Below are 14,142 nucleotides of genomic sequence, written 5' to 3'. Positions count from 1 at the left end.
CCGCCCTGCACGTTCCGGCGTGCACATGTCGGTCTCAGTTCAGGACCTTGACCTCCCGTGCCGGTGAGGCCGCGATCTGTTCCTCGGTGAACCGCTCGGTCACCCACTGGCCTGCCGAGAAGAGCTTGGTCTGATCGGCGTAGTGCGGTGAGTTCGGGTTGGCCGACTGGGAATAGGCCAGTAGGGAAGAGGCCTGTGGCGGACCGTCTGCGGTGAACCGCACCTGCTGGATGAAACTGGACCCGAAGACCACGTCCCGTTCGCCGTCGACCTGGCCGGGAGTGATCACGTTCAGCACGCCGAGTTCGCTGATCGAGCCGTGGATCGGGATCTGCTCACCGTTGCGGGTGATCTTCTGGATGTCAGAGAGCGGTGCGCTCAGCGGAATGCCCGCCTTGCGCAGCGCGAGAACCGCACGGCCGAACGCATCACGGACGGCCGAGCTGCCCGAGTCCAGCGAGTTGGGCGTGTGCACCGGGTCCTTGGGGTCGAAAGGAACCCGCCACGGCAGTTTCTCGATGCCCTGCCCACCGAGCAGGAACGCCCAGTAATTCGCGAACAGCCAGGACCCCCGGCTGTCCGCCGTGTAGTCGTGATCCTTCCAGGCGGCCAGGATCGGGCATGCCTCGCTGACGTTGACCAGGTTGCCGTCCACCAGGACGGTCCCGAAAAATACCTTCTGACACATCGTCACCGTGGAGTCGAGGGCGAGATCTGCCGCCCTGCTGTTGTCGGCGAACAGCAACTGCCGCATGCTCTCGGGCGTGAAGCCCTTGCCGGCCAGGCCGTCGGTGCCGTTGATCCGGTTCTGCGCGGTCAGGATGAGCTCCTGAGTACGCAGCGACCGGGGCGCCGCCGTGTCGCCCATCACCCGGGGGGAAGGACAGCGGTTGCTCGGGATTGGCCAGCCAGGCGCTGTCGTTGGCGTTGCCCACGAAGTCGGACCGGATCAGGCGCGGCTGCTGGTGCGGGTCCAGCAGCCCTGGCGCGACCGCATGGGGATCGTTGGGCCAGTCGCACTCGCTGCGCTTGCCGTCGAGGATGGAGACCGGTGGCACGTTCGGCAGGCGTAACGCCTGGTTGAACAGCAGTTTCCCGGTCTCGGTGAGGCACGACTGAGCATGCGCGTCGGTGATGTTCGGGGTGGCCTGGATGTCCGCGTACAGCGCGTTGCCCTTGCGGTCGGAGGCGACGGTGTTGAAGAAGGGGACGCCCTGCGTGGTCTCCAACGTGTTCACCACGTCGTTGACGTCCTTGGCCTGGTCGAGATGGAACCAGGTGTTCAACGCCCGCAGGTTGTCCATGTTCACGTCGCGCACAGCGTGGGCGCTGACCACCCAGGGCAACGGAACGCCCTGCATCGATGTGGTGATCGGGCCGTAACGGGTGGACCACAGCGTCCTGGTGACCTTGCCGATGGAGCCGTCCGCGTTCCGCACGTCCACGCCGACCTGCTGCGAGGTCATCCGCTGCCAGCTGCCGTTCACCAGGTAGTTGGTCGGATTCAACGGATCCACTTGCACGTCGAACAGACCGAACGGCGCCACCGTGGCGACCGTGTGGCTCCAGGCGACGTCGTTGTTGTGCCCGATGTTCACCGCGGGCAACCCCAGCAGGCTGGCCCCCGAGACATTGACCTTCCCCGGGATGGTCAGCTGGCTCTGCCACATCCGGTTCTTGCCCTGCCACGGAAAGTGCGGGTTGGCCAGCATCATGCTGGTGCCGCCGGACACGCCCTGCGAACCGACCGCCAACGCGTTGCTTCCCATGCTCTGCCGACGACTCACCGCCATGGCGGCGCGGATCCTCTTCGCGGTCTGTGCGGCGGAGGGCGCCGGCGACGCGGCGGCCGACGCCCCCGGGGGCGCGGCGTTCACCTCACCGTCCAGCAGCGCATCGGCACTGCCCATGATGATCTCGGCGTGCGCGTGCCGGTAGACGTCCAGCTCCGTGATCGGCCGCACCCAGGCCGCACCGCGGCAGGCCGGGTCGGAGATGTTGTCCACGCCCGTCTCGGCCAAGTACCTGTTGTATCCCTGCACATAGCCGCGAATCGCCTCTTTGACCTCCGGTTCCGGCCCGTTGGGGGCGGGCTGCTCGAGCAGCCGCTCCACCACCCGGTCGTCCTTGATCCGCTGGAAGTACAGGTCGCTGTTGAGATTGGTGGTGCCGTTCTGGGTCTGGCCGGGGCTCGCCTTGCCACCGGGCCCCAGATAGCGGGACCTCTGGGCATTGACCATCAGATACGTGTCGGCCAAGGTGCACATGTTGTCCTTGGCCGCGGCATACCCGTAGCCCGTTCCGAGCCCTTCCCAGGTCGAGGCGATGATGTGCGGGATTCCGTACTCGGTGTAACGGATCGTCGGCTCGTCCGGCCCCTGCTCGGCGGCAGACGACCCGGTAGCCGCCATCGTGCTCAGCATGGCGACCGCGGTCATGACCGCCATCGGTGACCTCGATCTGGATCCTTGCGCCATCGAGTCGTCCTTCCCCTGGGCATGTGTCCGAACGCGGCCACGTTAGGGAGAGCCGATGAAATCCCGATGATGCCGCCGTGCCTGTGGGTGCCATCGCCGTCCCGGGGCGAATGGCCGGCTTGTGTGCCGGGCGTCTTGTCGGTGTCCACGATGGCGCAGGCCGACGGGGGACGAGTGGTGTCGCCTATGTACTCCGTGCTCACCATCGAGGGGTTGGCGCACTCGCCCGGACCCCACGACATGACAGCGCCTCGCGAACCGCCGTCACCGACCGGCACGGGTGGCCGGGGAGCGGTACAACTCCTTCCGTCCCTGGTCTGTGCCACGGTGGCCCTTTCTCCTCACCGCACCGCCGCATCCGGGCGGTGAACCGGGATTTCATCGTCTTTTCAGCGGCCCTCGCCAGGATGAACGTGCCGCTGCGGACCGCCCGGACCGTTCCCGGAGCCGTGGCGCAGCGAGTACCCCGTGATGCCCCGGCGTCGGCCGAAGCGGGAGGAGACCCACACCCGGCACAGTGCTCGCGGACCGCATCCCCCGACGTGACCACCGCGTTCACCGCGGTGAGCCGACCCTGGAGGGCCGACCATGTCCGATCCCGCACACCCCGACCGCTTCCCACTCACCCGCAGATCGCTGCTGAGGGCCGGCGCGGGCGCAGCCCGACCAGTCGGGATCATCCTGTGGCACGCGGTCTACGGCGGGATCCTGAGCACGTTCCGGGCGTCGGACGCCGAGCGGCGCTGGGGTTTCCCGACCATGGACGAGGCCGTTGGCTCCCCGGCGCCGGACGGGACCCGCGGGCGCTACGAGTTCTTCGAGCGCGGGGTTGTTCCCGTGGTCCCCGTCCACCGGCACGCATCCGGATCGCCGGGTCCGGGCGTTACGACGCAGGGTGCCGTCCTCGCGGCGCATCACCCGTGCCCTGGTGCTCGTCGACGGTGAGCGGATCGCGCTGCGCTGCGGTGACTTCGGCTGTCCGAACAGTGGTGGCCCGGGGCAACGGTTCCGTCGCCGTCCGCGCCACCGGCTTACATCGGCTGCTCCCGGCGTCCGAAGGACGTGACCGGCGGCCGCGCGCAACCCACCGAATCCAGAAGGAGACCAGTCATGGCCGACAGCTACCGATACCGGTGCGGTGAGTGCGGGCACCACACCGCCTGGGGGAGCGAATCCCAGGGGGCGGAGGCGATCGAGGCGCACTACGGCCGAAGCCATCCGGATGTCGTTCCCGGCGGGATGGTCGAGTTCCGCAAGGGATCGTCTTCCGGTGGCTCCGGATGTTTGATCGCCCTGGGCATCCTGGTCCTCCTCCTGATCATCGCCTCCCGGCACTGACCGCGCCGACTGCACGGACGATCGCCGATCGACTGGACAGGGTGATGCCTCCCGGGGTGAGGCGGTGGCCCGGCGCGCACCGGGCCACCGCAGGGGGACAGGGGGGAGTGACGGTGGTGTCGGTCCCCGTGTCGGTCGGTCCCCGAGTGGCTCTCGTGTTCCTCACCGGACTCGGCGACGCCGTAGCCGAGGGTGCTGGGCAGGCCCAGCTTGTGCGGCAGCGGGTGGGGCGGTCTCCGTATCCAGCTGACCCGCGCTGAGGAGTTCGCGGATCTTCCTCTATGGGTAAAATCGTCGTAAATGAAATGGCTTGCCCGGGTGCGTATTGCACCGGTACACCTCCGATCGTTCGGCAGGGTTTCCTTTGCCAGAGGTTTCGGCTGTCCCGTATCGGGGTGCAACGGCGGGAGTCAGGCCCTTCCGCACCCACACCGGTCAGAAGAGGCACGCAATGGATCCATGGCTGATCTGGTTGATCGTCGCAGCCGTGTTGGCTGCGGCGGAGATCTCCACCCTTACCGCTGCGCTCGGAATGCTGAGCGCGGCCGCGTTGGTCACGGCGGGGTCCGCCGCGGTCGGGCTGTCACTGCCGTTGCAGTTCTTGGTGTTCACCGTCATCGCCGTAGTCAGCGTGCTGTTCGTGCGCCCCATTGCGCTGCGCCACGTTCTCCGGCCCCAAGCGGAGCGGTTCGGCGTGGACGCACTGGTCGGCAGGGCTGCCTATGTCGTCTCAGAGGTGACGGGCCTGGGCGGCAGGGTCCGCATCGACGGTGAGGAGTGGACGGCCCGCGCCTACGACGAGACGCTGGTCATTCCTGCTGGAAAGACCGTCGACGTCATGGAGATCAGCGGCGCCACCGCAATCGTCTACCCCCGGGACTGAGACCATGGAAACCTCGGCGTTCCTCATTGCCGGCCTGATCGTCGCGCTGATCGCGGTTTTCACCGTGGTGCGGGCGGTCCGCATCGTTCCCCAGGCACGCGCTCGTAATGTCGAGCGGCTCGGCCGCTACCACCGGACCCTGAGTCCCGGCCTCAGTCTCGTGATTCCTTACATCGACCGCGTTCATCCGGTGATCGATCTGCGGGAACAGGTCGTTTCCTTCAAGCCGCAGCCGGTCATCACCGAGGACAATCTGGTCGTCGAGATCGACACCGTTCTGTACTTCCAGGTCACCGACCCGCGAGCGGCTTTCTACGAGATCGCGAATTTCCTGCAGGCGGTCGAACAGCTCACCGTCACCACCTTGCGCAATGTCGTGGGATCCATGGACCTGGAAAAGACGCTTACCTCACGGGACACCATCAACAGCCAGCTGCGCGGTGTGCTGGACGAGGCCACCGGCAAGTGGGGGCTTAGGGTCAACCGGGTGGAGATCAAGGCCATCGACCCTCCGCAGTCCATCAAGGACGCGATGCAGAAGCAGATGCGAGCCGAGCGGGACAAGCGGGCCGCGATTCTCGGGGCCGAGGGGCAGCGCCAGTCGCAGATCCTCACCGCCGAAGGGGACAAGCAGGCCGCCGTCCTGCGCGCGGAGGGCAACCGTACCGCTGCGATCCTCCAGGCCGAGGGCCAGTCGCGGGCCATCGACGAGGTGTTCCAGGCCGTACATCGCAACGATCCCGACCCCAAGCTGCTCGCCTACCAGTACCTCCAGACGCTGCCCCAACTCGCGCAAGGCTCGGGCAACAACTTCTGGGTGATCCCCAGCGAGATCACCTCCGCACTCCAGGGCGTGTCCCGCGCCTTCACCGAGGTGTTGCCCCAGTCACCGGCCACCCGCGAGAAACCCTCGGACGACGGGGTCGCCCAGGCCGCCAATGACAAGGCTCAGGCGGAAAAAGCCGCTGCCGCGGCGCTCGCCGACGCAGCCAAGGCCGAGGGCGCCAACCCCGATGCCCTCGCACACCGGAAGCCTCCGGGCGCCTGACCATCTGGCAATCGCCGCTCGTCGACCTGCGCCGCTTGAGTGCACCATGCGGAGATATCCGAATGGTGTCTACGACCAGCCGCGCCGCCGGTCAGCACTCGATGATGTTCACCGCCAGACCGCCCCACGCCGAGCGTGGTCGGCCTCGACGATCTGCCCTTCGCGGACTAAGTGACTCGGCGTCTGACGCCGTGCGCCCGCCGCTCGCCGGCATCACGGCGCTCGTCGTACGGGACAGTAGCGGGCCTGCGCGGTGACGGAAGAGCCGTCGAACACAGTCGGCTGTTCAAGCCACCATGATGGTCTGCAAGTTGGCATCGAGCTGTCCGCAGCTGTGGAAGACCTCCGTCCCGGCCTCGATGCCTACCCCTCTACCAGGTCCCGGAAGCCGGGACCTGCTGCGCTGCTGGACCGGCGCGCCCGGACACGAAGCTGCCCCAGTAGCCGGGCCGGCGCCCGGCCAGCGAGTCTGCGGGGGTACTTCGCCCGTTGGATGGTGGCGAAGAGCGATGCCGCAGCCCTGACCGAGGTGCTGAGCCTTCGGCGGCAGTAGTACCCCGACGTCGTGATCGTCACGGAGTCCCGCTGCTCCCTCGCTCCTCCTGATCGATGCCTTCCGCGAGGACTCGCCGGTCGTCGTCGGCCGGCGTATCCGCCGCTCCTCCGACGGCACCCACCTCGATGCCCTCACCCACGCCGTCCCGCGCCACGCCACCGCCCCCGGCCGTCGTCGCACACGACTGATGCACCCTTGACTACCACTGCAGCGAAGAGAGCGTGAAGGCAGCGGCCGAACGAGCCTTCGGCGAGCCCCTGGTCATCGAGGACCGCCCCGACCCCGAGCCCCGCCCCGGGCCAGGGCGCATCCGCGTCCAGGCCTCCGGGCTGTGCCCCACCGGCAGCCACGCGGCACACGGCGTCTGGCCGGTCAAGCGGTCGGCCGTGGTCGTCGGCCGGGGAGAGTGGCACGTCGTCGCGGAGGTGGAGCAGGTCCCGCCGATCAGTTACGGGCGGGAGATCGCGCACGACTGGGATTCCATCAACTAGTGGTGTAGATAGATCAGTTGTTGCGCCTCCTAGATCGCAACAGGCGGTGATCGCGGTAAGCGCAGTCGCTCTTCCTGCGATCACCGACCCCCCTCATGCACAGCGAAAGGCACATGTATGGCGAACAACCGCAGGATGCGCCACGGCGGACGGATGCTGGCGCTCTCAGCGGCTGCCCTGGGCATGGTCGCGGCGATAGCCGTTCCGGCCTCGGCCGATGACCAGCCTACGCGGGCACAGCTCATAGCGGACTGCGACTCGGGCGAAGGAAAGTGCACCTTCAACGAACCGCAGTTGGGCCAGGCGTATCTCGGAGACTTCCACCGGGTCTCCGACTCGCTCTACAACTGCAGCACCTCGCCCGCCACCCAGTCGATGACCTGGTCCGACACGGTCGGTTCCACGGACTCGGCGGGCGTGTCCGTGACCGCCGGCGGCAAGATAGCGGGAATCATCGACCTCAGCGTTACGGCGACTTACAGTCACACCTGGTCGAGCACGCACTCGGAGACCAGCTCCGTCAACATGACGGTGAAGCCCGGTGAAGTCGGCTGGATCTCCCGTGCGCAGGTGATGCAGACCGTCTCCGGCACATGGCAGACGCATTACGACGACCGGAAGTGGGGTCACTACTTCTGGTTCGTCCCCGACGTCATCACCGGCCCTGCCCCGAACGGGACGGACGGCCAGAGCAACGCGGTGGTCGTCAAGTCCAGGAAGATGACCGCTGAGGAGAGGCGGTCCTGCTCCGGCCGCTCCGGTAAGGCCAGGACGTTCGTCGTCCAAGGCTGATCCACCGGCCGCGCGCCCGGCTGCCTCGCGGTCCGTATACCCGCGAGGCAGCCAGGGCGGCTTAGAGTCGGCACAGGCCTGCCCCGTGTCACGGGCGGCGCCCCACGAGAGCCGACTGCAAGAGAGTCAACCGGTCACGGGCTGGGCGGCAGGCCAGGAGAATCACGACGCCGTCGTCGTTGGCCGGTCGATCTCGGGTTCCCTGCAGCCGCCCGGCAGCACGACGTTTCCGGTGCTGGTTCGGTGCTGACTTCCGAGGGCCGAACTCGGCAAAACATCAGGTCGTAGCAGACCGCGCCCGGCCTCAACGTCCCGGTTGCCGATGGTCGCGTTGGTCGTGTTCTCCGACGTCGAGTACTGCAGCTGCGAGTCCCCGAGCCGGTAGTTCGCCCCTGCCCGTGGCCAGGGCGATGGTCGCGGCCGTCGCGAGGGCCGCGCTCAGAGGCGGCAGGTCTGGGCGGGAAGGGCACGATGCGCATCGTGACGGCATGGCCGCCGGTCCACCGGCTCACCGCGCAGCAGGTGTGACGCTCCCACCGAGAGGACGCCTTGAGCGCCACCGGCGACCACGTGGAGCGGCTGAGCCGCCGGTGCTGTCCCCGGCGAAGTAGAGCAGTTGGCGTGGGTCAGGATGCCGAGGCCACTCGTCCCGTCCCCGTCCCGCCCATGCTTGTTCGGATCAAAACGCGTGACGGTAAGTCAGGGGAGCCGCTCCGAGGACCCCCGTTTGGCGGTGTGTGCCGGATCACAGCCTTCAAGGGCTGCCCAAGTTGTCTGCATCACAGCGCAAATGTCCATTTAGCGTCCATGCTCGAAAGGGATGTCCACTCCCGAAGTGGGTCTCATCGGCATCCTCTTGGGCGCGAACTTTCAAAGTGGCCCATGACGCAGCCTTCGTGACGTTCCTCCTTTTTCCCTCGGAAAGGTGCCCATTATGGCCGCTTACCTCTGTCCTCCTGCCGTGATACCCGGCGAGCACGCCGTGGAGACCAGCCAGATCGTGGCGGAGGTGCGCGACCGGCACCCGCACGCGGCGTGGGCGCCGCGGATCGACGGCATCGCGGCCAGTACGGGCATCGCGACCCGCGGGTGGATGCTGCCGCTGGAGACCGCCGTCGCGCCCGGTAACGGCAGCGGCCTGCGGGCTGTCGGCATCGGGCCCGCCCAAGAGGCGCTGGCACGAGACGGGTTCACACAGCAGGACGTGGACCGCGTGATCGCCGCCCTCGAGGCGGTTCCCGCGCCGCAGACCGTCCAGGAGCGCACCGCGCCGGCCTGGGAGGCCGTGCAGTCCTACGGCGAACGTGCGGCGCGCGGGGCCCTGCAGATCGCCGGGCTGGACGCGGCAGACATCGACTGCCTGATCACCAGCCACTCCACCACCCCGGCGCTGCCGGGTCTGGACATCGCCCTGGCCAACAAGCTTCCGCTCCGCAACGACGTGATGCTGTTGCCGGCCACGCAGTGGGCCTGTGTCGCAGGGACCCGCTCGCTGGCGCTGGCGGCGGATCTCGTGGCCGCGGATCCCGAACGGGTGGTCCTGGTCGTGATCGCGGAGGCGCTGAGCACGACCTACCAGCCCGCGGACGACACCCTCGAGTCCCTGATCGTCCGGTTGCTGTTTGCGGACACCGCGGTCGCCGCGGTGGTCACAGGCCGTCAGAGGCGCGAGTCGGTGCTGCGGTTGGATGCCGCCTGGCACCACACCCTGCCCGGCACCCAAGACCTGCACCGCCTGGATACGCGGGCGGACGGCACCCACTTCGTGATGGACCGGCGCGGGCCGCGCGCCGTACAGGAGACGGTCACCGCGATGTGGGAGTGGCTGCGCGTGCGTTACCAGGACGACCCCGACTCCTGGCACCCCGACGTGCTGCTCGCGCACCCCGGCGGGACCCGGGTGCTGGAGTACATGGAGCAGACGATGCCCGACGCGTGGCCGTCGGGGCTGCTGGACTACAGCCGGGACAGCTACACCAGCGGCAACCGCGGAGGCGCCGCCGTGTTCGACATCCTGAGGCGGGCGCGCGATGCCGGGCAGAAGCCGGGCAATCGTGCCGTCCTGTACGCGGCGGCACCGGGCCTCACCGCCACCGCACTGGAAGGGGAGTGGCTGTAGTACGGGTCCGCACCACCCGTACCAGCGAACGGGCCGCCCGCATCACCGGTCACGCCACCGGTACCGCTGAGGGTGTCGTCCGTACCGTCGGTGACGTCGGCTGACGCGTACGCCGCCCCCACCCTCGCCGCGCTCGCGTACGCGGCCGCGCCCCGCCCCGCGGCCGCGTCACCTTGCGACCTCCGCCCAGACCACCTTGCCGGTGTCCGTCCACCGCACCCCCCACCGGGTGGTGAGCCTGTGCACGATGTGCAGGCCACGACCGCCGTCGTCGAGGACGCCGCCCCGGCTCAGACGTGGCCTGCCGTTGCCGGTGTCGCCCACCTCGCACAGCAGGCCGTGACCGGCCCTGATCAGTCGTACCGTGACGGGACCGGTGGCGTAGCGCACCGCGTTCGTGACCAGCTCGCTGACCAGCAGCGACACGTTGTCCCGGGTGTCGTCCCTGGTGCGCCATTGCCGCAGCCGCGCGGAGACGTGCGCGCGGGCACGGGCGGGCGCGTCCTCGCGGGCGGGCAGCCGCCAGGTGGCGGTGTCCCCCTTGCGGTAGCCGATCATGCGCGCGAGCAGCAGGCTCACGTCGTCCCGCTGGCGCACAGGTGCCAGCGCGGAGACGACGTGCCGTGCGGCCTGCTGCAGGGCGTCCCAGGGGTGCACCGTGGACACGGTGTCCGCCAGCCTGTTGATGCCTTCGTCGATCGTCACGGCCGGATCCTCCACCAGGCCGTCGGTGTAGAGGGCGAGCAGGGAGCCCGGGGGCGCACCGAACACGTGCACGTCGAACGGCTCCCGCAGCGCGAACTCGGCGCCCAGGCCGGGGTGGGGGCGGACCGCGAGCGGGCCCGCGTGCCCGTTCGGGAGCACCAGGACCGGGGGGAGGTGGCCGGCGCTGGAGAGCGCCACGTGGTGGTTGACCGGGTCGTAGAGGGCGATGCAGCAGGTCGACCCGAGGGCGCTGTAGCCGGCCGTCAGCCCCGACTCCGTGTCGTCCAGCAGCGTCACGGTCTCGTCCAGGTGCTCCAGCACCTCGTCGGGCGCCAGCCCCGCGGACAGCAGCGCGCGGGCCTCCATGCTCAGCTGGCCCATGGTTGCCGCGGCTCCCAGGCCGTGCCCGACGACGTCACCGACCACCAGCGCGGTACGGCCGTCCGGCAGCGGAAAGCTGTTCACCCAGTCGCCGCCGACGCCCGCGCTGTCGGGGCTGGCGGGCTGGTAGACGCTGGCGATCTCGATGGTGTCGCCGCCGGTCCGGGGCAGCAGCCGGCGCTGCAACGCCAGCACCTGCGTGTGCTCGCGCTGGTGCTGACGGGCCAGGTCGACGTGATGGGCGGTCCTGGCCACCAGTTCCTGCAGGTCGAACAGCTCGCTGTCGCGGAAGGGGCAGTCCGCCCGCCGCCAGACCTCCGCCACGCCCAGTACGACGGGCGGCGCGCCGTCCAAGACCAGCGGTACACACGCCACACCCCCCGACCGGTCACCGGGCACGAGGGCACGCATCACTTGCGGACTGCCGAGTACCCGTTCGACCGCCTCCCGGTCGGGTATGACGATGGCCTGCGGGGCATCGTCCCGCCGTACCGCCTGCGCCAGCAGCCGACTCGCGTCGCTGGGAAGATCGCCGCCCGGAGTCACGTAGCCGTCGGGCCACGCCCGGTCCGGCGCCAGTGCCGCCCGCCGTAGCCGGATGCGCCCCTGCGCCTGCTCGGTGACTCCCTCGCCCGTCCACACGGCGAGGTCGAGGTCGACGGCGGCCACGTCTCCCCAGGCCAGCAGGGACTCCGCCAGCGACTGCGCGGTCTCGCCGATGTCCAGCGAGGTGCCGACCGCGGTCTCGGCGGCGTACAGGTGCAGCCTCCTGGCCATGGCGATCACGGAGATGGTCAGACCCTCCTCAGGCGCCGCGGCGGGCAGGATGCTCATCGAGACCACCAGCTCCGACCCGTCGCCGCGCCGCAGGCGCTGGATCCGGGCGACGTGCGCCTCACCGGTCTCCAGGACCTGCCGCAACCGCCGTGTCACCGTCGGTACGTCCCCGGGGGGCAGGAGATCGACGAAAGGACACCCGGCCACGGCGTCCAGACCCGCGAATACGGGGGCGTCCAGATTGCAGCGGGTGATTCTCAGATCCCCGTCCAGGTTGATCGCGCCGAGAATCTGGTCCTGACGGCTGGCTTCCGGGTCGTCGGGTACGCGTCGGCGGGTGGTGCGGTCGTCCTGCGCGTCGGCAGGAGCGGCGGCCGCTGCCGCTCCGGAGACCGGGATGTAGCGCCCCAGGGCCCTGCTGACCAGGTCGAACGGCGATGAGGACGAGGGGGAGGGCGTGGAGTCCATGCGGCTCTCTCAGCAATCCCCGGCGCAGCGCCGGGGCCGTACTCGGACCCGTGCGACGGGGCCCCGAGATCCCTGACCGCACACCTCATTGAATAACACCCGGGGTCGCTTCGCCCACACCAGCGGATCGCGGCAGTGAGGGAATGCCGCGGCGTGGCGTGGTGCACGCCGTCGCCGAGGCGGCAGTCGCGGGAGATTTCGTCGGGTTCTACCTGGCCACGTTCGCGACGGTGGGGGAGGACCAGGCCGGCGGCCGGCCGCCACGACCGGCCGGGATCACGACGCGATACGCGTCCTACTCGCCCGCCGCCAGGTACTCCTGAAGGTAGGCGTGCCGGAACTCGTACACGGCTCCGTTCTGCCGCAGGATTCCCCGTTGGTGCGCGTCGTCGAGGAAGGTCATGAAGCGCAGCGGAAGACGACCCGTGAGGGCCAGCCACAGCCGCGTCTGGACGAAGAATCCCCACGGGCAGATCAGGAACAGCAGGGTGAGGGCGACGACACAGAACCAGAGCGTCACCGAGACGGAACGCAGAATGCCGGTCGGCGTCGTCGAGCCGAGCGCCAGGACGGCGACGAAGCTGCAGAGGAAAACGGACAGCCAGACAGTGCTCAGACTGTAAAGGAAGCTCCAGCGTGCCGTCCGCAGCAGAGAGGATGGATTCGGGGATCCGGCGATGTTCACCGGCTCCATGGAAGCGTCGACCCAGCTCTTGCCGAAGGACCAGATGCCTGCCCCGAGCCCCAGGAGACACGCGGCCGGGAAACCGATGTCCTTCGCGGAGAAGTGTTCGAAGATCAGCATCAGGGGGACCGGCGTCGCTATGGTCATGAAGACGCCGCTGAAGAGCGAGCGGACCACAAGCCGGCGATGGAAGCCGCTTCTCGGCTGCCTTTTCGCCGTCTGGATGAACGTCGTCGAAAGGCGCTGCGCGTATGGGAAGTGCGCCCAGTAGAGCACAGCGACCAGCGGGAGGTACGCGAACGCGGGCATGTGTGCGTCGATGCCGACAAGGGAAGCGCCGTAGCCGCTCAGGAGCATGGTCGCCATCGTGTGGAGCAACCCGGTCAGGGCGAAGAGCGGTCGGGGGAGCCTGCTGTTCTGGTCCCACCATGCCAGGCTGCGCGTCTCCCGTCGGTTCAGGTCCGCTGCCAGCCAGCCCAGCCACTGCCTGGCCTTCGCGACGGGGTACCCGGCCCGGTGTGCTGCCGGCTGGTCGTCGGCGAGGGGCTGCTCGTATGCCGCGTCGACGAACGCGCTGAGCAGATGGTGCTGCAGGCGGGTCTGATCCGGGAAGCGTTCCGGATCGAGCAGTTCGGCAGGGTCGTTCGCCGCCGCGCCGGTGGCGTCGCTGTAGACACGTCGGGCCAGCGACACACCCAGCGCCGTGGAGAACACGCCCCGCAGCGCACCGGTCTCCGGAGCGTCGGGTTCGCTGCGCAGACGGGCGAGTACGGGATCCCAGCGCGTCCCGGAGCCGCCTCCCGTCTTGACCGCGGACAAAGGAAGGTAGTCGGCGTAATCCGCGACCGTGAGGCCTTCGAGTAGGACGACGGAAGCCTTCTTCAGGGGGCGCTCGGCGGCCACCGCGTCGCCGTACTCCTGCCGACGGCTCAGCAGGAGGTACTGGTCGCTCGGGCCGACCGAGGAATTGAGGGATTTGATCACCGCCGGTCGCAGCTGCGGAGCCAGTCCGTCGAAATCGTCGAGGACCGGAAGGACGCGGTGGGTACTCACCAGCCGCGCAACGACATCGGAGTCTAGCTGCCGGAGGCTGGGATAGATCTTGAGCAGTTCGCTCTTCATCCAGCTGTGCAGCGATATCCGGGCTGTCGGATCCCAGGCAGGCAACGAGAACATGACAGGGACGGGCATTCCGCGCCGCCATCGCCCGGGGACGAAGCCGTGCCCGGCGCCGTCGGCCCTCACTCGGTCACCAGGCTCCTTCCGGCTGCGGGGAGAGGAAGCGTGGGGTGCGTCCCGGAAGGAAAGTGGTGGTCGACGGCGATCCAGGCCGGGAGCAGCGCGCGTTCCGCTGCGCGTTCCAGAGCGGCTCGGGCGTTCCGGCACGCTGCCGCACCTCGTCCCTCTCAGGTTCGGCCGGCG

At 68.8% G+C, this 14,142-nt stretch carries 8 protein-coding genes and 2 pseudogenes; 6 read left to right on the top strand and 4 right to left on the bottom strand.

The genetic code is table 11. The annotated features are described in order from the left end of the window. Nucleotides 1-34: 34 nt before the first annotated feature. A complete protein-coding gene (locus ABZ079_RS16085; RefSeq protein WP_356940050.1) occupies nucleotides 35-868 on the bottom strand; it encodes a penicillin acylase family protein in 834 nt (277 codons plus the stop codon). Nucleotides 869-941: 73 nt separating this feature from the next. Beyond that, nucleotides 942-2,411: pseudogene (locus tag ABZ079_RS16080) on the bottom strand (penicillin acylase family protein); the annotation flags it as partial. Between the two features lie 1,176 nt (nucleotides 2,412-3,587). Here ABZ079_RS16080 and ABZ079_RS16075 point away from each other — a divergent pair. From ABZ079_RS16075 to ABZ079_RS16050, 6 genes and pseudogenes are all read left to right on the top strand, one after another. Beyond that, on the top strand, nucleotides 3,588-3,815 hold the full coding sequence (locus ABZ079_RS16075) for a hypothetical protein (protein WP_356940049.1): 228 nt from the start codon (nucleotides 3,588-3,590) through the stop codon (nucleotides 3,813-3,815). Nucleotides 3,816-4,266: 451 nt separating this feature from the next. Next, entirely contained in the window at nucleotides 4,267-4,698 is a 432-nt protein-coding gene (locus tag ABZ079_RS16070) for an NfeD family protein (protein ID WP_356940048.1), read from the top strand. Between the two features lie 4 nt (nucleotides 4,699-4,702). After that, the gene (locus ABZ079_RS16065) at nucleotides 4,703-5,746 is read left to right on the top strand and encodes an SPFH domain-containing protein (protein WP_356940047.1); all 1,044 of its coding nucleotides are present in this window, start codon (nucleotides 4,703-4,705) and stop codon (nucleotides 5,744-5,746) included. Between the two features lie 777 nt (nucleotides 5,747-6,523). Continuing rightward, nucleotides 6,524-6,679, top strand: a pseudogene (locus tag ABZ079_RS16060) (zinc-dependent alcohol dehydrogenase); the annotation flags it as partial. Between the two features lie 231 nt (nucleotides 6,680-6,910). Further along, nucleotides 6,911-7,585 carry a hypothetical protein gene (locus tag ABZ079_RS16055; protein ID WP_356940046.1) on the top strand — a complete coding sequence of 225 codons (675 nt, stop codon included), beginning with the start codon at nucleotides 6,911-6,913 and terminating at the stop codon, nucleotides 7,583-7,585. Nucleotides 7,586-8,519: 934 nt separating this feature from the next. Then, nucleotides 8,520-9,704 (top strand): type III polyketide synthase, encoded by a 1,185-nt coding sequence (locus ABZ079_RS16050; RefSeq protein ID WP_356940045.1) that lies wholly within the window; start codon nucleotides 8,520-8,522, stop codon nucleotides 9,702-9,704. 168 nt (nucleotides 9,705-9,872) lie between these two features. Here ABZ079_RS16050 and ABZ079_RS16045 read toward each other — a convergent pair whose 3' ends face one another. Both ABZ079_RS16045 and ABZ079_RS16040 read right to left on the bottom strand, forming a co-directional pair. Beyond that, nucleotides 9,873-12,035 (bottom strand): SpoIIE family protein phosphatase, encoded by a 2,163-nt coding sequence (locus tag ABZ079_RS16045; protein ID WP_356940044.1) that lies wholly within the window; start codon nucleotides 12,033-12,035, stop codon nucleotides 9,873-9,875. 295 nt (nucleotides 12,036-12,330) lie between these two features. Next, on the bottom strand, nucleotides 12,331-14,106 hold the full coding sequence (locus ABZ079_RS16040; RefSeq protein ID WP_356940043.1) for a hypothetical protein: 1,776 nt from the start codon (nucleotides 14,104-14,106) through the stop codon (nucleotides 12,331-12,333). Between the last annotated feature and the right edge of the window lie 36 nt (nucleotides 14,107-14,142).

This window comes from Streptomyces sp. NPDC006314 (genome assembly GCF_040613075.1).
In the GTDB taxonomy this organism is placed as follows: domain Bacteria; phylum Actinomycetota; class Actinomycetes; order Streptomycetales; family Streptomycetaceae; genus Streptomyces.
This window is presented reverse-complemented; position numbering and strand designations above follow the sequence as displayed.